This is a genomic window from Streptomyces sp. CLCI03 (genome assembly GCF_053615355.1).
On record NZ_CM132132.1, the window covers coordinates 5,825,823 to 5,842,471 of the forward strand.

Here is a 16,649-nt window from a genome sequence, read left to right on the forward strand (position 1 = left end):
GTCCTGGTGTCGCCACGGCGAGAGCCCCGTCCAGTGTCTGGACGGGGCTCTTTGCCGTAACCGGGGCTGGATAGGCTGAACCCTGACGGATCAGACGTGGCGCCAGAGCATGAGGACGGCCCACCGACAGCAGGAGCGGACCATGAACGTTGCGACCCCGGCAGGCGGCGACAGCGTGGCGGCCCGTGGCTGGCCGGGCGTTCTCGACGCTCTGCTGACCGGCCAGGACCTGACCGCCGAGGACACCGCCTGGGCCATGGACCGGATCATGCGCGGAGAAGCCACCGACGCCCAGATCGCCGGCTTCATGGTCGCGCTGCGGGCCAAGGGGGAGACCGTCGAGGAGATCAACGGCCTCGTACGGGCGATGTACGCGCACGCCAACCTGATCGAGGTACCCGGCCGCACGGTCGACATCGTCGGCACCGGTGGCGACGGGGCCAAAACGGTGAACATCTCCACGATGTCGGCGATCGTGGTCGCCGGTACCGGCGCCAAGGTCGTCAAGCACGGAAACCGGGCCGCGTCCTCCGCGAGCGGCTCCTCCGACGTCCTGGAGAAGCTCGGCGTCAACCTCGACCTCGGCACGGCGCGCGTCGCGGAGGTCGCCGAGGAAGCGGGCATCACCTTCTGCTTCGCGGTCAAGTTCCACCCGGCCCTGCGCCACGTCGCGGCGGCCCGCAAGGAACTCGGCATCCGCACCACCTTCAACGTCCTCGGCCCGCTGACCAACCCGGCCCGGGTACGCGCCCAGGCCTCGGGCGTGGCCGACCCCCGGATGGCCCCCATCGTCGCGGGCGTGCTCGCCTCACGGGGCTCCTCCGCGCTGGTCTTCCGCGGCGACGACGGCCTGGACGAACTGAGCACCACCTCGACCTCACGCGTCTGGTGGGTCCGCGACGGCAAGGTCTCCGAGCAGGCCTTCGACCCCCGTGACGTGGGCATCCCCCTGGTCGGCGTCTCCGCCCTGGCCGGCGGGGACCCCTCGTACAACGCGGACGTGGCCCGCCGCCTGCTGGCCGGCGAGACCGGCCCGGTCCGCGACGCCGTACTGCTCAACTCGGCGGCCGCCCTGGTCGCCCTCGACCCCGGCCCCGGCAGCCTGGAGGAGCAGCTCACGGCCGGTATCGCCCGAGCGGCCCAGTCCATCGACTCGGGCGCGGCGCGGGCCGCCCTGGAGCGCTGGGTCACCGCCAGCAACGCGTAGCCGCACGAGAACGGCGCGAAAGCGACGACCCCGGTCCGCCATTCGGACCGGGGTCTTGCCTTCGGGCGATCTTGTGGCAGGATGCTGACCAGGTCACGAGTGACAGCGTTTAGGCCCCGGCTTGCTGTCCGGCAACCCTCCTTCCGTGGCGGGGTGCCCCGGGTGATGACCAGGTCGTAGGCAGCAAGGCCTACGGCAAGCGCGGATCCCTCGACACCAGGGGTCCTGGTCTTCTCGAGGAGCTTTTTCCGTGAGCAAGCGAATGCGATAGGGCGACTCCGCCCCTACTTCACCCTCGGATCAGGGTCACTTCCGTGTACCCCCGCCCCGCGCGGACCGAGGACCTTCCCGTACCCCGGACGGCCGCAGCGCCGTACCCGCGTACGGGCACACCGAAGCCATTCAGCCCTGCCTGCCGGGAGATACCGCCATGTCCGCATCCCTGAACACCGCCGTCGCCACCGCCACCGTCGACCCCGCCTGTGCCGAGCCGCTCGCCGTCCTCGGCCGGGACGTCACCGTCCCCCTCGTCACCGGCGGCGAGGTCACCTACGCGGCCCTCGACTACGCGGCCAGCGCCCCCGCCCTGCAGCGCGTCTGGGACGACGTCGCCGCGTACGCCCCCTACTACGGCAGCGTGCACCGCGGCGCCGGATACCTCTCGCAGCTCTCCACCGACCTCTTCGAGCAGAGCCGCGTCACCGTCGCCGAGTTCCTCGACTGCCGCCCCACCGACCAGGTCGTCTTCACCCGCTCCACGACCGACTCGCTGAACCTGCTCGCCGCCGTACTCCCCGCCGACTGCCAGGTGTTCGTCTTCGAGACCGAGCACCACGCCTCCCTGCTGCCCTGGGTCGACGCACGGGTCACCTACCTCAACGCCCCGCGCACCCCGGCCGAAGCCGTCGCCACCCTGGAGCGGGCCCTCGCCGACCGCGACCCCTACGGCCCCGCCCTGGTCTGCGTCACCGGCGCCTCCAACGTCACCGGCGAGCTGTGGCCCGTCAAGGAACTCGCCGCCGCCGCGCACGCCCACGGCGCCCGCATCGTCCTGGACGCCGCCCAACTGGCCCCGCACCACCCCGTCTCCGTGCAGGAACTGGACGTCGACTGGGTCGCCTTCTCCGGACACAAGCTCTACGCGCCCTTCGGCTCGGGCGTCCTCGCGGGCCGCGCCGACTGGCTCCAGGACGCCCAGCCCTACCTCGCCGGCGGCGGCGCCTCCCGCAAGGTGGCCCGGCGCGAGGACGGCGGCGTGGACGTCGAGTGGCACACCACGGCCGCCCGCCACGAGGCCGGTTCCCCGAACGTCATCGGCGTCTACTCCATCGCCTCGGCCTGCAAGGCCCTGACCGAGGCCGGCTTCGAGAACCTCGTCGCCCGCGAGCAGCAGCTCATCACGAAGGTCCGGTCGGGCCTGGCGGAGGTTCCCGAGGTCCGGATCCTCTCCCTCTTCGGGGACGACGCCCCGCGCGTCGGCGTCATCTCCTTCGTCGTGGACGGCTGGAACAGCTCCCACTTCGCCGCCGCGCTGTCCGCCGAGTACGGGATCGGCGTCCGCGACGGCCTGTTCTGCGCCCACCCGCTGGTACGGACCCTGCTCGGCAGCGAGCCGCAGGCCCAGGGCGAATGCGGAGCCCCCGAGGCGGCGCCGGGGGAGCGCTCCCTGAACGCGATCCGCGTCAGCTTCGGCGCCGGCACCCCGGACGAGCACGTCGACCGCTTCGTCGACGCGGTGAAGGAACTGGTCACCTCCGGAGCCAAGTGGCAGTACCGCACGGAGGAAGGCCGCTGCGTTCCCCTGCGGGGCGGCGCGGTGGTGTGAGGCTCGGGTCGGCCTGCCGGATGCCCTGCGGGCGGCTCGGTGGTGTTCAGCCGGGCTCGGGCTGCGCCCGGGGCGGCGCCTCAATCGCCGGCGGGGCTGGGGGGTGTGGGTGGTGCGGGGCCCCGCAGGAGGGTCTCCTCGGCTCGGCGCGTGCGGGGGGTCTCGGCAAGGCGGCCGTGGTGACGCCTCGTCCTGCGGGGACCCTCCTGCGTGTCCCCGCCCCACGCCGGGGCTTCGACGGTACGGCCGGAGGGGTGGGGGGACGGGGTGGGGTGTCCCCGCAGGACGAGCGCGCAACCCCGCCCGACAGCCGAGACATGCCCGTAAGGCGCGAGCCGAGGAGACACCCCACCCCGGCCCCCCACCCCGACACCTACCGAGACACGGGCCCGCACATCAAGCCTCGCCGGCGTTTGAGGCGCGGCGCCGGGCGCAGCCCGAGTCCAGCTGAACACCGCAGGGTCCCGGCAGACCGCGCCGGAGGCGTTACGCGTCCAGGCCGATCGCGAACGCCGCTTCCAGGTCGTGCTGGGAGTACGTGCGGAAGGCCACGTGCGTGTCCGTCGCCTCGACGCCCGGGATCTTGCTGATGCGGCCGGGGATGATGTCCGCCAGGTTCTCGTGGCGGGCCACGCGGACCAGCGCGATCAGGTCGTACGTCCCCGTGACGGAGTAGACCTCGCTGACGTTCTCGAGGGCGGCGATGGACTCGGCGATCTCGGGGATCCGGTCCACGCTGGTCTTGATGAGCACGATCGCGGTGATCACGGCTGGCTGTCTCCCTCGGTGGCCGTCGCTGGTCGTCTCACTCTAGTCGTACCCCGATATCGGGCCCACGCGTAGAGGAAGCCGAGCGAGAAGCCCACCAGATGGGCCAGATAGGCGACCCCCGGCCCGCTGCCGGCCCGCTGTGCCGCCACCCATTGGAGGGCGAACCAGAACAGCAGCACGATCCACGCCGGGAACCGCAACGGCAGGAAGAAGAGGAACGGGAACAGGCTCGTCACCCTCGCCCGCGGGAGCAGGAAGAGGAACGCGCCCAGGACGGCCGAGATGGCGCCGGAGGCGCCGACCAGCGTTTGCGGGGAGCCCGCGTTGGCCGCCGCGTACGCCGCCATCGCCAGGTAGCCCGTGCAGAGGTAGAAGCCGAGGAACGCCGGGCGGCCCATCCGTTCCTCCGCCATCGCACCGAAGACGTGGAGGAACAGCATGTTCCCCAGCAGGTGCAGCCAGCTGCCGTGGACGAACAGGGCCGTCAGCGGGGTCAGCCAGGCCCGGGGGGTGCCCGTGAACAGTTCGTCCGGGACCACGCCCCAGCGTCGGAAGTAGGCCGTCCCGGCGGACAGCAGCTCATCCCCCGTCCCGTAGGCCGGGTTGAGCCCCGAGGCGGGGCCGAGAACGAACACCACGGCGCAGCCCGCGATCAGCGCATGGGTGACCACCGGTCCCCGGGCGGCCTCGCGAACGGCCCGCCACTTTACGATCATGTGACAGAGCATGACGTAAGGGGACCCACCTGAAGCGGTGGCAGGCCGTAGGGTTACGAGCTGCGGTCCGCAGGACGACGCATACGGCGGCGCGGACGGCTTTAATTGAATCAGCTACGAAGGAGAGAGCGGCCTGATGACGGTTCCCCTGCCGACCGACACCACCCGGTGGCGCTGCACCCTGTGCGGCAACCTCACGCGCTTCGATGTGACCCGTTCGTCGAAGGTCGTGGAGTACGTCCACCTGGACCTCGCCGGGGAGCCCAAGGTCGAGGAACGCGAGGTGGTCAATGAGACCATCGAGTCGGTCCGCTGTCGCTGGTGCAACGCGGTGGACCAGATCGAACTCGTGGACAGGCCGGGCGCGGACTCCTGACGGAGACGCACCCACAGGAAGATCACGGTAGGGGTGACGGATTGTGGAGCCAGCAAGCGGCGCTGAGCCGGCCGACGCGGCCGGCGACGCCGCCGAGGCGCTCGACCACCCGCTGCCGGAAGGCGTGCGGCGTCGGGTCGTCGCGCTCGTCTCGGACGCCTTCGGCGGACTGACGGTCGCGGACCTCCCGGCGCAGCTGCGCCAGTACGCCCGTTTCACCCCGACCCGGCGCGCCAAGTTCGCGGGCAACGCCATGGCCGCGGCGGTCGAGACCGACGCCGTGTTCCGTAGCAGGGTCGCCGAGAAGCTGCGCGAGGCGCAGGCCGATCTGGCCGCCGCGCTGGAGGCCGGCGCGCCCCCGGCCGCCGCGGATCCGCTGGACGTGGCGGCCGCCGCGTTCGTCCTGCGGCCGGCCGGTTGGGTCAAGCTGGTGGCCGCCGCGGGCGAGGAGGCGCAGCGCGCCGACGCCGAGCGGGTGGGCGAGGAGACCCGGCGCGAGCTGGAGCGGCTGCGCGAGGAGCTGGCCCACGCGCGGGAGCTGCAGCGCACGGGCGGGGAGCAGGTCCGGGTCGAACTGGACGCGGCCCGCAAGGAAGCGGAATCGCTTCAGCGCAAGCTGCGCAGTGCTCTCAGTGACGTCAAGCGGGGTGATGCGGCCCTGCGCAAGGTGAATGCGGAGATCGACGGGATCCGCGGTGACGCGGCTGCCCGGGTGGCCGCCGCCGAGAGCGAGTCCCGGCGGCTCAAGTCCCGTCTCGCGGAGGTGGAGACGGCGCTGGAGACCTCGCGCCGGGCCACCCGTGAGGGGCGCAGCATCGAGGACATGCGGCTGCGACTGCTGCTGGACACGGTGCTGGACGCGGCGCAGGGGTTGCGCCGCGAGCTGGCGCTGCCGCCGGTGAACACCCGGCCGGCCGACACCGTGGACGCGGTGGAGCCGGGCCGGATGACGCCGAAGGACATCGCGGCCCGGGCCCTGTCGGAGACCGATCCGGCGTTGCTGGACCAGTTGTTGGCGTTGCCCCAGGCCCATCTGGTGGTCGACGGGTACAACGTGACCAAGACGGGCTATCCGACGATGCCGCTGGAGAAGCAGCGGCTGCGACTGCTGGGCGGGCTGTCGATGCTGGCCGCGCAGACGGGCGCGGAGATGACCTGTGTCTTCGACGGGGCGGAGCTGGCGGCCCCGGTGCTGCTCGCGCCGCCGCGCGGGGTGCGGGTGCTGTTCTCCAAGGCCGGGGTGACGGCGGACGAGCTGATCCGCCAGTTGGTGCGTGCGGAGCCGCCCGGCCGGCCGGTGGTCGTGGTCTCCACGGACCGGGAGGTCGCCGACGGGGTGGCCAAGGCGGGCGCACGGCCCGTGACGTCCGCTTTGTTGCTGAAGCGGCTTTCGCGCGTTTCGTAACTCCTCGCCCTGATGCCCGAATTGATGGGACTCGTGGGGGACGCACCGTCAAGTGCCCTGCACAGAGCGTGCGCTGTAGGTAAAGAACCTGGTGGGGGACCGAATTTTTTCCCGGCAGGATTTGAACTGATCACAGATGGGTCACTAGGGTCTGGTCAAACCTTCGTGCGGTAGATCACTCATTCGGGGTGGCAGCGAAGGCGCTGCCGAGTTGCGTTCTTCGGCGGCTCCCAGGAAGAAGGAGCTCGCCTTCGTGGCGTCCCACCGTCGACCCAAGCAGCCGAACCGCGCTCGTGTGACCGTGCTCACCTCGGTCGCGGCCGCAGCCGTCGCCCTCACCGCCCAGAGCGCCTCCGCCGCGCCGGCGAAGCCGAGCAAGGACGAGGTCAAGGCCCAGGTCGACGCGCTCTACGAAGAGGCGGAGCAGGCCACCGAGAAGTTCAACGGCGCCAAGGAGCGCCAGGACAAGCTCGAGAAGGAGATAGGCCAGCTCCAGGACCAGGTCGCGCGCGGCCAGGGCGACGTCAACGAGCTGCGCAGCACGCTCGGTTCGATGGCCAGCGCCCAGTACCGCAGCGGCGGCATCGATCCCTCCCTCGCCCTCCTCCTCTCCGAGGACCCCGACAGCTACCTCGACAAGGCCTCCTCCCTGGAGCACCTGAGCGGCAAGCAGGTCGAGGCGGTCCAGCGGATCCAGGAGAAGCAGCGCACCCTCGCGCAGCAGCGCCAGGAGGCCGCCGGCAAGCTCGCCGACCTCGACGCCACCCGCAAGGAGCTCGGCGAGAAGAAGAAGGTCTCCGCCGAGAAGCTCGCCGCCGCCCAGGCCCTCCTCAACACCCTTACGGCGCAGGAGCGTGCCGCGCTCAAGGACGAGGACACGCGTGCCAGCCGCGCCGACAGCCAGCGCGTCGACCTCGGCGACGTCAAGGCCTCCGGTCGTGCGGGAGCCGCCCTCGCGGCCGCGAAGACCAAGGTCGGCAGCGCGTACATCTCGGGGCACGAGGGCCCCAACTCCTTCGACTGCTCCGGGCTGACGCAGTGGGCGTACGCGCAGGCCGACGTCAGCATCAGCCGCGTGACCTACACCCAGGTGAACGACGGCACGCGCATCAGCCGCAGCCAGCTGCAGCCCGGTGACCTGGTCTTCTTCTACGGGGACCTGCATCACGTCGGGCTCTACGCCGGCAACAACATGACGCTGCACGCCTCGAACCCGCGCGGTGGCGTCAAGTACGAGTCGATGGACAACATGCCGTTCCAGTTCGGCGTCCGCGTCGGCTGATCCGCTCCGCCCCGCAGTACGGGACGCGCCCGACACCGCCCATCCGGGCGAATTCCCGGGCCCACGTCTGACCGCACGCCCCGCCGGTGACCTGCGTCTCCTGCGGGGCGTCGGCATGTGCGCCCGCCGACGGTCGTTGGCCGGTGTGTGGTCACGCCGCTACTGTCTGCCAGCGCGGAACCCGGCACACGGCCGTCCACGGGGGGCGGACCCGGGCCCCGCGCAGCGGAAGGGAGCGGTTTCACGTGGCGTCCCATCGCCGGGCCGGGCTCGGCAGCCTCGACCGGAACACGAAGATCACCGTCCTCACCGCCGCCGCGGCCACGGCCGCGGTCGCCATGACGGGCGTACCCGCGAGCGCGGCACCCGGCCTCCCGCACGAACCCGGCGGCGGGGCGAGAACGGGCATCAGCGCCCAGGTCGACCGCCTCTTCGAGGAGGCCGAGCAGGCCACCGAACGCTTCAACGAGGCGGGCGAGAGGGCCGACCGGCTCCGCGTCGAGGTCAACCGGGCCCAGGACGCGGTGGCCCGCGGCCAGGAGCGCATCAACACCATGCGGGGCGTCCTGGGCACCTACGCCGGGGCCCAGTACCGCGGCGGCGGCATCGACCCCGCCGTCGGGCTGATGCTGGCCGAGGACCCCGACGCCTACCTGGAACGGGCGGCCGCCCTCGACCGGCTGACCGGACGCCAGGCCCGCCAGCTGGAGGAGCTCCGCGAGGAGCAGCGCGAACTCGGCCAGGAGCGCCGGGAGGCCGCCGGCAAACTCGCCGAACTCGACGCCCTGCGCTCCGACGTGGCCCGGCACAAGCGCTCCGTCACCGCGAAGCTCGCGGCCGCCCGCCGGCTGCTCAACGCCATGCCCTCCGGGGAGCGGGCCGACTACGAACGCGCCTCGCGCTCCGGGGGCCGCCCCGAGGGGCTGCCCGAGCTGTCCTCCCTCGGCCCGTCCTCCGGGCGCGCCGCGACCGCCGTCATGGCGGCCCGCGCCGCGGTCGGCCGGCCGTACGTGTGGGGCTCCACCGGTCCCTCCGGCTTCGACTGCTCCGGGCTGATGGTCTGGTCGTACCGGCAGGCCGGGGTCTCGCTGCCGCGCACCTCCCAGGCCCAGCGGCACGCCGGCCGGCAGGTGCCGCTCTCGCAGGCCCGCCCCGGCGACCTGGTGACCTACCGCTCGGACGCCAGCCACGTCGGCATGTACGTCGGCAACGGCCAGGTGGTGCACGCCCCGTACCCCGGGGCCCGGGTCCGCTACGACCCGGTCGGGATGATGCCCGTCTCCTCGGTGACCCGGCCCTGAGCGCACCCGTGCGTACGATCGTCGGATGTTCCCCGTCCGCCGGTCCCTCGTACGCGTGCTGCCGCTCCTGCTGAGCGCGCTGCTCGCCGGGTGCGGCGCGCCCGCCCCGCGGGACGGCGCCGAGCGGGACATCCGGGACGCCGTCGCCGACTGGTCACGGACACCGCCCGCGGCGCTCGCCGGGATCCCGCTGGAGGGCTGGGCGTACGAGGTCTCCGCGGTCCGGCGCGACGGCGCCGCCGCCACCGCACGGGCCGAGCTGCGCTACCGGCTGAGCGGCTACGACGCGGCCGCGGCCGGCTCGGCGCGCGAGGTGCGCCTGACCCGGGACGGAGGCCGCTGGCAGGTCACCGGGGACCGGGCCGCGCCGGGCGCGCTGCCGCAGCTGTGGGACCAGGGCCCGGTGGCGGTGGTCCGTGGCGCCCATTCGCTGGTGCTGGGGGTCGGCCAGGAGGCGGGGACGCTGTCCGCGATCGCGGCGGAGGCCGACCGGGCGGTGCCCGCGGCGAGCGCCGCCTGGCCGGGGCCCTGGGCGGGCCGGGCCGTGGTGCTGGTGCCCGGCTCCCTGGAGCGGATGGCGGAGCTGCTGGGCCGCCCGGCGGCCGAGTACCGGGGCATGGCGGCCGTCACCACGGGCCGGGTGGGCGCGGCCCCCGCCCCCGCCGACCGGGTCGTCGTGAACCCGCAGGGGTGGGCGCAGCTCAGCCCGTCGGGTCGCGGGGTCATCCTGACCCACGAGGTCACCCATGTGGCCACCCGGGCGGCGACCACCGCCACGACCCCGCTGTGGCTCTCCGAGGGCTTCGCGGACCGGGCGGCCTACCGCGGCACCCAGGTCACCCCGGAGCAGGCCGCGCCGGCCCTGGCCCGGGCCGTACGGCGGGGCGAGGTGCCGGGCGCGTTGCCCGGGGCGGAGGACTTCGCCTTCGGCGGCGATCCGGAGGCGCTGGCCCGGGCGTACGAGGGCGCCTGGCTGGCCTGCCGGCTGATCGCGGGGAGGTGGGGCGAGGCGGCGCTGGTGGACCTGTACGGGAGGGCCGGGCGCGAGCCGTGGCCGGTGGCGGTGCGCGGGGCCCTCGCGGTGGACCCGGACGCGTTGACGAAGGACTGGCAGGAGGCCCTGCGGGCGGAGTTCCGCTGAGGGCGTCCGGTACGTTGGCAGCGATGCACAAGACGCTGATCGTGACCAACGACTTCCCGCCGCGACCGGGCGGCATCCAGGCCTTCCTGCACAACATGGCGCTACGGCTGGATCCCGACCGGATCGTCGTCTACGCCTCCACCTGGAAGCACAGCGCGGAGGGCCGCGAGGCCACCGCGGCCTTCGACGCGGAGCAGCCGTTCCAGGTGATCCGCGACCGTACGACGATGCTGCTGCCGACCCCGCGCGTGACGCGCAGGGCGGTCGGTCTGCTGCGCGAACACGGCTGCGAGTCCGTGTGGTTCGGGGCGGCGGCCCCGCTCGGGCTGATGGGCCCCGCGCTGCGGCGGGCGGGTGCGCGGCGGATCGTGGCGACCACCCACGGGCACGAGGCGGGCTGGGCCCAGCTGCCGGCCGCGCGGCAGCTGCTGCGCCGGATCGGCGAGGGCACCGACACGCTGACCTACCTGGGGGAGTACACGCGCTCGCGGATCGCCTCGGCGGTGACGGACCGCGCGGCGGCCCGGATGGTGCAACTCCCGCCGGGGGTGGACGAGAAGACCTTCCACCCGGGATCGGGCGGGGCCGAGGTCCGGGCCCGGCTCGGGCTGACGGACCGGCCGGTGGTGGTCTGTGTCTCCCGGCTGGTGCCGCGCAAGGGGCAGGACACGCTGATCGAGTCGATGCCGCGGATCCTGGCGGCGGTGCCGGACGCGGTGCTGCTGATCGTGGGCGGCGGGCCGTACGAGGCGGACCTGCGGGAGCTGGCCGTCTCCACCGGCGTCTCGGACTCGGTGGTCTTCACCGGAGCCGTCCCGTGGTCGGAACTCGCGGCGCACTACGGCGCGGGTGACGTCTTCGCCATGCCGTGCCGGACCCGGCGGGGCGGGCTGGACGTGGAGGGGCTCGGCATCGTCTACCTGGAGGCCTCGGCCACGGGGCTGCCGGTGATCGCGGGCGACTCCGGCGGGGCGCCGGACGCGGTGCTCGACGGAGAGACGGGCTGGGTCGTGCGGGGCGGGTCCCCCGAGGAGGCGGCCGACCGGATCGTCACCCTGCTGCGGGATCCGGAGCTCCGTCGCCGGATGGGCGAGCGGGGCCGGGAGTGGGTCGAGGAGAAGTGGCGCTGGGACCTCCTGGCGGAACGGCTGCGCGAGCTGCTGTAGCCGGTGCCGGTGCGGCGCCGCTGCCGGGGGCCCTGCCCCCGGACCCCCGCGCCTCGAACGCCGGCAATGTACAGCCCCTCCGGCGTTTGAGGAGCGGGGTTCGGGGCGGAGCCCCGACGGCGGAGCCGCCGGCGACGGGCCGCGCAGCCACGTCTGACTGTCTCTCAGATGCCTGTCAAGACGGCGTCTGGCCGGAAGGCTGGATTCCGCCCATGATGCGGCCATGACATCGAACCTGACGCGCCGTCAACTATTGGGAATCGGCGCCCTCTCGACCGCCGCCGCACTCGGCTTCACCCGGATCTCGGCGGCCTCCGCCGCGGCCGTGGAGCCCGCCGCCGCCCGGTACGCCCCCGCCATCGTCGTCGGCTCCGGTTACGGATCCGCCGTCGCCGCCCTGCGGCTCGGCCAGGCCGGCGTGCGTACCGTCGTGCTGGAGATGGGCCGACTCTGGGACACCCCCGGGCCCGACGGCAAGATCTTCCCGTCCACCTCCGCCCCCGACCAGCGCTCCATGTGGTTCCGCAACCGCACGGAGGCCCCGCTCGCCCAGTTCCTCTGGCTCGACGTGGTCAACCGCGACATCAACCCCTACCCGGGCGTCCTCGACCGCGTGAACTACGGCGACATGTCCGTGTACGTCGGCCGGGGGGTCGGCGGCGGATCGCTCGTCAACGGCGGCATGGCCCCCACGCCCCGGCGCTCGTACTTCACCGAGGTGCTGCCCCAGGTCGACGCCGACGAGATGTACGGCACGTACTACCCCCGCGCCCGCGCCATGCTCGGGGTGAACGACATCGACCCGGCCTGGTTCGAATCCACCGAGTGGTACCGCTTCGCCCGGATCTCCCGCAAGCACGCCCAGAACACCGGCCTGAAGACCGTCTTCGTCCCCAACGTCTACGACTTCGCGTACATGCAGCGCGAGGCGGCCGGCACCGCCGCCCGCTCGGCCCTCGCCGGCGAGGTCATCTACGGCAACAACCACGGCAAGAAGAGCGTCGACAAGACCTACCTCGCCGCCGCCATCGGCACCGGCAACGTCACCATCGAGACCATGCAGCGTGTCGTCGGCGTAAGGCCCGACCCCGCCGGGGGATACGTCCTGACGGTCCGGACCAGCGACGTCACCGGACGGGTCACCCAGGTCCGTGAACTCGGCTGCGCACAGCTCTTCCTCGGGGCCGGGAGCCTCGGAACCACCGAGATCCTGCTGCGGGCCCGCGAGAAGGGAACGCTGCCGGCGCTCAGTGACAAGGTCGGGCTCGGCTGGGGGCCCAACGGCAACGTCATGACCGCCCGCGCCAACCACCTGTGGGACACGGTCGGCTGCAACCAGGCCACCATGCCCGCGATGGGCATCGACGACTGGGACAACGCCTCGAACCCGGTCTTCGCCGAGATCGCCCCGCTCCCCATGGGCATCGAGCACTGGATCTCGATGTACCTGGCCATCACCAAGAACCGGGAGCGGGGGCACTTCACGTACGACGCCGCCACCGACTCGGCCCGGCTCAACTGGCGGCGGGACCAGAACACGCCCTCGGTGAACGCGGCGAAGAACCTCTTCGACCGCATCAACCGGCGGAACTTCACCATCTACCGGTACGACCTCTTCGGCGACAACAAGCCCTTCGCCGACAACTTCACCTACCACCCGCTCGGCGGCTGCGTCCTCGGGGACGCCACCGACGCGTACGGGCGGGCCAAGGGCTACCAGGGGCTGTACGTGGTCGACGGCTCCCTGATCCCCGGGTCGCTCGGCGTGAACCCCTTCGTGACCATCACCGCCCTCGCGGAGCGGAACATGGCCAGGATCCTCGCCGAGGACCCCCGCTGACAGCGGCCTCCGGCCGCGGCCCGACCAGCCCCCCACCAGCCCCCGACCGGCCTCGGACTAGCCGCGGTACAGCGCCTCGATCTCGTCCGCGTAGTCCTTCGCCACCACGTTGCGCTTCAGCTTCAGCGACGGCGTGATGTGGCCCGACTCCTCCGTGAACTGGGAGGGCAGAATGCGGAATTTCCGCACCGATTCCGCCTTGGAGACCGCCGCGTTGCCGTCATCGATCGCCTTCTGGACGGCGGCGACGAGGTCCGCGTCCTCGCGCAGCTCCGCCGCCGTGACCCCGGCCGGCTTGCCGTTCTCCGCCGCCCAGCGGCCGAGGAACTCCTCGTCGATGGTGACCAGCGCGGCCACGAACGGCCTCGCGTCGCCGACCACCATGCACTCGGCGACCAGCGCGTGCGCCCGGATCCGGTCCTCGATCACCGCGGGGGCCACGTTCTTGCCGCCCGCCGTGACGATGAGTTCCTTCTTGCGGCCGGTGATCGTCAGGTAGCCGTCCTCGTCGAGGGTGCCGACGTCGCCGGTGTGGAACCAGCCGTCGGTCAGCGCCTCGGCGGTCGCCGCCTCGTTGTTCCAGTACCCCGTGAAGATCTGCTCGCCGTGCAGCAGCACCTCACCGTCGTCCGCGATGCGCACCACGGAGCCCGGCATGGGCTGGCCGACCGTACCGATCTTCTGCTTGTCCCACGGGTTGAAGGTGGTCGCGGCACAGGACTCGGTCAGGCCGTAGCCCTCCAGGACCGTGAAGCCGATACCGCGGAAGAAGTGGCCGAGCCGCTCGCCCAGCGGCGCGCCGCCGGAGATCGCGTACTCGCCGCGCCCGCCGAGGACCGCGTGCAGCTTGCTGTAGACCAGCTTCGAGAAGATCTTGTGCTTGAGCTTCAGCCCGAACGACGGGCCACGCGGGGTGTCCATTGCACGGCTGTAGGCGATGGCCGTGTCGGCCGCCGCGTCGAAGATCTTCCCCTTGCCGTCGGCCTGCGCCTTGGCGCGCGCCGAGTTGTAGACCTTCTCGAAGACCCGGGGGACGCCGAGGATCAGCGTGGGGCGGAAGGACTGCAGCTCGTCGGTCAGGTTCTTGATGTCCGGTACGCAGCCCAGGCGGATCGGCGCCAGCACGGCCGCCACCTCCACCAGACGCCCGAAGACGTGCGCGGCCGGCAGGAACAGCAGCACCGAGCACTCGCCGGTCTTGAACAGCGGGCTCAGGCGCTCCACCGCGTTGCCGCACTCCGCGAAGAAGTTGCGGTGGCTCAGCACACAGCCCTTGGGGCGGCCGGTGGTGCCCGAGGTGTAGACGATCGTGGCCGGGTCGTCGGCGTTCGCGAAGCTGCTGCGCTCCTCGACCTCGGCGTCGGAGATCTCCGCACCGGCGGCCTTCAACGTCTCCAGCGCGCCCTGCTCGATCTCCCAGACCTCGCGCAGCTCCGGCAGCCGGTCGCGCAGCGAGGCCACGGCCGCGCTGTGCGCCGGGCTCTCCACGATGACGGCGACGGCGCCGGAGTCACCGAGGATCCACTGGACCTGCTCGGCGGAGCTGGTCTCGTACACGGGGACGGTGACGCCGCCCGCGCTCCAGATCGCGAAGTCGAACAGCACCCACTCGTAGCGGGTGCGGGAAATGAGGGCGACCCGGTCGCCGGGCCGGATGCCGGCCGCGATGAGGCCCTTGGCCGCGGCACGGACCTCGGCGAGGAACTCCGTCGCGGTCACGTCCTGCCACCGGCCGTCGACCTTGCGGCTCATGACGGCGGTGTCTGGATGCTGAGCGGCGTTGCGGCGGATGAGATCCGTCAGGTTCCCGTCCGACGGGACCTCGTACAGGGCCGGAAGGCTGAACTCGCGCAAGACTGCTGCTCCTCTGGGCGCCATCGCCACCATGTGGACCGACCGGACGTTACCCACCGGTAGTGGGTTCCCGATAGGGGGAACCGGCCAGATGTTCCGTGCGTCACATTCTGCACTTACCCTGCCTCACCACTTACGTGCAGACAGTAGTCGACCCCCTCCGCGACTCGGAAGTAACCGCAGGTCCGGCCACCCTTCTCACCCCCTCTACCCGCCGCCACCGGGCGGCCCTAGGGTTGGCCGCATGGCTGGCAGCATGCGGGGACAGCAGTTCGGCACGAGCGGATCGAGCCGGGGACCAGGCCCTGGGCCCGGACGCGACGCGGGCCCGAGGACGGGCCGCACCCGGGTCCATGTCGTCAGTGACGTGCACGGCAACACCGAGGCCCTCGCCCGCGCGGGCGACGGGGCCGACGCCCTCATCTGCCTCGGTGACCTCGTGCTCTTCCTCGACTACGCCGACCACTCGCGCGGCATCTTCCCCGACCTGTTCGGCGTCGAGAACGCCGATCACATCGTCGAGCTGCGCACCGCGCGCCGCTTCGAGGAAGCCCACGCCTTCGGCCGGCAGCTCTGGGCCGGCCTGGACCGGGACACCCTCATCGAAGGCGCCGTACGCCGCCAGTACGCCCAGATGTTCGCCGCCTTCCCCACCCCCACGTACGCCACCTACGGCAACGTCGACGTCCCGGGCCTGTGGCCCGAGTACGCCGACCGCGACGGCATCACCGTGCTCGACGGCCAGCGGGTCGAGATCGGCGGCCGCGTCTTCGGCTTCGTCGGCGGCGGACTGCCCTCCCCGATGCGCACCCCCTACGAGGTCGACGTGGAGGAGTACGCCGCCAAGGTCGAGGCCCTCGGCGAGGTGGACGTCCTCTGCTCGCACATCCCGCCGGAGGTGCCCGAGCTCTGCTACGACACGGTCGCCCGCCGGTTCGAACGCGGCAGCGAGGCCCTGCTCGCCGCGATCCACCGCACCCGCCCCCGCTACGCCCTCTTCGGACACGTCCACCAGCCGCTCGCCCGACGGATGCGCATCGGGAACACCGAGTGCGTGAACGTGGGCCACTTCGCGTCCACCGGCCTGCCCTGGGTCCTCGAATGGTGAAGATCCAGCCGCTTCCCGGCCGCCTCCCGCAGGGTGCGGGGGCCGGGCGGGAGCCACTGGAGTGGCGACGTCCGCACGCGCGGTAGCCTTCACGCGGCGGCCCCAGGCCGCACACATCCTCGAACCACCCCAGCTGCCGCTGGGAGGTACCCCCAGCCCGGAGGAGCGACCGCGATGGCGGAACACACCAGCTCAAGCATCACGATCGAGGCTCCGCCCGCCGACGTGATGGCCGTGATCGCCGACTTCGCCCGTTACCCCGAGTGGACCGGCGAGGTGAAGGAGGCCGAGGTACTGGCCACCGACGCCCAAGGGCGCGCCGAGAAGGTCCGCCTGCTGCTCGACGCGGGCGCGATCAAGGACGACCACACCCTCGCCTACACCTGGAAGGGCACCGACGAGGTCAGCTGGACCCTGGACAAGTCCCAGATGCTCCGCCAGCTGGACGGCTCCTACCGCCTGGCCGCCGTCGACGGCGGCAAGCGCACCGAGGTCACCTACCAGCTGACCGTCGACGTCAAGATCCCCATGCTCGGCATGATCAAGCGCAAGGCCGAGAAGGTCATCATCGACCGGGCACTCGCGGGCCTGAAGAAGCGCGTCGAAACCGTCTGACCCCGCGACCCGCGCACCGGACGGGCCGAGGAACGCGCCGCG

14 protein-coding genes and 1 riboswitch are annotated in these 16,649 nt (G+C 72.3%); of the genes, 11 read left to right on the forward strand and 3 right to left on the reverse strand.

Annotation, left to right across the window (positions count from 1 at the left end; all coding sequences use genetic code 11):
- Window positions 1-142 precede the first annotated feature (142 nt).
- Window positions 143-1,207, forward strand: coding sequence for an anthranilate phosphoribosyltransferase (trpD, locus tag ACWG52_RS26870; protein WP_389812194.1), 1,065 nt, complete (start codon window positions 143-145; stop codon window positions 1,205-1,207).
- Between the two features lie 91 nt (window positions 1,208-1,298).
- Window positions 1,299-1,415: riboswitch (SAM riboswitch) on the forward strand.
- A 222-nt stretch (window positions 1,416-1,637) separates the two neighbouring features.
- Window positions 1,638-3,032, forward strand: a complete 1,395-nt coding sequence (locus ACWG52_RS26875; RefSeq protein ID WP_389812191.1) for an aminotransferase class V-fold PLP-dependent enzyme — start codon at window positions 1,638-1,640, stop codon at window positions 3,030-3,032.
- A 486-nt stretch (window positions 3,033-3,518) separates the two neighbouring features.
- Here ACWG52_RS26875 and ACWG52_RS26880 read toward each other — a convergent pair whose 3' ends face one another.
- A complete protein-coding gene (locus tag ACWG52_RS26880) occupies window positions 3,519-3,800 on the reverse strand; it encodes an Lrp/AsnC family transcriptional regulator (protein ID WP_030013053.1) in 282 nt (93 codons plus the stop codon).
- Window positions 3,797-4,519, reverse strand: coding sequence for a rhomboid family intramembrane serine protease (locus ACWG52_RS26885; RefSeq protein ID WP_037864911.1), 723 nt, complete (start codon window positions 4,517-4,519; stop codon window positions 3,797-3,799). The genes ACWG52_RS26880 and ACWG52_RS26885 overlap by 4 nt, the downstream gene beginning before the upstream one ends.
- A gap of 136 nt (window positions 4,520-4,655) precedes the next feature.
- On the opposite strand from ACWG52_RS26885, the gene ACWG52_RS26890 reads away from it, so the two are divergent.
- From ACWG52_RS26890 to ACWG52_RS26920, 7 genes are all read left to right on the forward strand, one after another.
- Window positions 4,656-4,895 carry a hypothetical protein gene (locus ACWG52_RS26890; protein WP_008738811.1) on the forward strand — a complete coding sequence of 80 codons (240 nt, stop codon included), beginning with the start codon at window positions 4,656-4,658 and terminating at the stop codon, window positions 4,893-4,895.
- 40 nt (window positions 4,896-4,935) lie between these two features.
- Window positions 4,936-6,300, forward strand: a complete 1,365-nt coding sequence (locus ACWG52_RS26895) for an NYN domain-containing protein (RefSeq protein ID WP_375943813.1) — start codon at window positions 4,936-4,938, stop codon at window positions 6,298-6,300.
- A 253-nt stretch (window positions 6,301-6,553) separates the two neighbouring features.
- Complete coding sequence (locus ACWG52_RS26900; protein ID WP_389812185.1) at window positions 6,554-7,582, forward strand: C40 family peptidase; 1,029 nt, start codon at window positions 6,554-6,556, stop codon at window positions 7,580-7,582.
- Window positions 7,583-7,827: 245 nt separating this feature from the next.
- Window positions 7,828-8,883 (forward strand): C40 family peptidase, encoded by a 1,056-nt coding sequence (locus ACWG52_RS26905; RefSeq protein ID WP_389812183.1) that lies wholly within the window; start codon window positions 7,828-7,830, stop codon window positions 8,881-8,883.
- 25 nt (window positions 8,884-8,908) lie between these two features.
- On the forward strand, window positions 8,909-10,024 hold the full coding sequence (locus tag ACWG52_RS26910; protein ID WP_389812180.1) for a hypothetical protein: 1,116 nt from the start codon (window positions 8,909-8,911) through the stop codon (window positions 10,022-10,024).
- Between the two features lie 23 nt (window positions 10,025-10,047).
- Window positions 10,048-11,190, forward strand: a complete 1,143-nt coding sequence (locus ACWG52_RS26915) for a glycosyltransferase family 4 protein (RefSeq protein WP_328963659.1) — start codon at window positions 10,048-10,050, stop codon at window positions 11,188-11,190.
- 223 nt (window positions 11,191-11,413) lie between these two features.
- Window positions 11,414-13,030 (forward strand): GMC oxidoreductase, encoded by a 1,617-nt coding sequence (locus ACWG52_RS26920; RefSeq protein WP_389812175.1) that lies wholly within the window; start codon window positions 11,414-11,416, stop codon window positions 13,028-13,030.
- Window positions 13,031-13,087: 57 nt separating this feature from the next.
- Here ACWG52_RS26920 and ACWG52_RS26925 read toward each other — a convergent pair whose 3' ends face one another.
- The gene (locus ACWG52_RS26925) at window positions 13,088-14,884 is read right to left on the reverse strand and encodes an AMP-dependent synthetase/ligase (protein ID WP_390141302.1); all 1,797 of its coding nucleotides are present in this window, start codon (window positions 14,882-14,884) and stop codon (window positions 13,088-13,090) included.
- Window positions 14,885-15,140: 256 nt separating this feature from the next.
- On the opposite strand from ACWG52_RS26925, the gene ACWG52_RS26930 reads away from it, so the two are divergent.
- Window positions 15,141-15,992, forward strand: coding sequence for a metallophosphoesterase family protein (locus ACWG52_RS26930; RefSeq protein WP_389812549.1), 852 nt, complete (start codon window positions 15,141-15,143; stop codon window positions 15,990-15,992).
- A gap of 174 nt (window positions 15,993-16,166) precedes the next feature.
- Window positions 16,167-16,607 carry an SRPBCC family protein gene (locus tag ACWG52_RS26935; RefSeq protein ID WP_375943797.1) on the forward strand — a complete coding sequence of 147 codons (441 nt, stop codon included), beginning with the start codon at window positions 16,167-16,169 and terminating at the stop codon, window positions 16,605-16,607.
- Window positions 16,608-16,649 lie beyond the last annotated feature (42 nt).

Bases quoted from the DNA above. Each gene is read 5' to 3' on its own strand.
- ACWG52_RS26930 (WP_389812549.1), top strand. From the start codon at position 15,141: ATGCGGGGACAGCAGTTCGGCACGAGCGGATCGAGCCGGGGACCAGGC.
- ACWG52_RS26920 (WP_389812175.1), top strand. From the start codon at position 11,414: ATGACATCGAACCTGACGCGCCGTCAACTATTGGGAATCGGCGCCCTC.
- ACWG52_RS26890 (WP_008738811.1), top strand. From the start codon at position 4,656: ATGACGGTTCCCCTGCCGACCGACACCACCCGGTGGCGCTGCACCCTG.
- trpD (WP_389812194.1), top strand. From the start codon at position 143: ATGAACGTTGCGACCCCGGCAGGCGGCGACAGCGTGGCGGCCCGTGGC.
- ACWG52_RS26935 (WP_375943797.1), top strand. From the start codon at position 16,167: ATGGCGGAACACACCAGCTCAAGCATCACGATCGAGGCTCCGCCCGCC.
- ACWG52_RS26915 (WP_328963659.1), top strand. From the start codon at position 10,048: ATGCACAAGACGCTGATCGTGACCAACGACTTCCCGCCGCGACCGGGC.
- ACWG52_RS26910 (WP_389812180.1), top strand. From the start codon at position 8,909: ATGTTCCCCGTCCGCCGGTCCCTCGTACGCGTGCTGCCGCTCCTGCTG.
- ACWG52_RS26875 (WP_389812191.1), top strand. From the start codon at position 1,638: ATGTCCGCATCCCTGAACACCGCCGTCGCCACCGCCACCGTCGACCCC.
- ACWG52_RS26885 (WP_037864911.1), bottom strand. From the start codon at position 4,519: ATGATCGTAAAGTGGCGGGCCGTTCGCGAGGCCGCCCGGGGACCGGTG.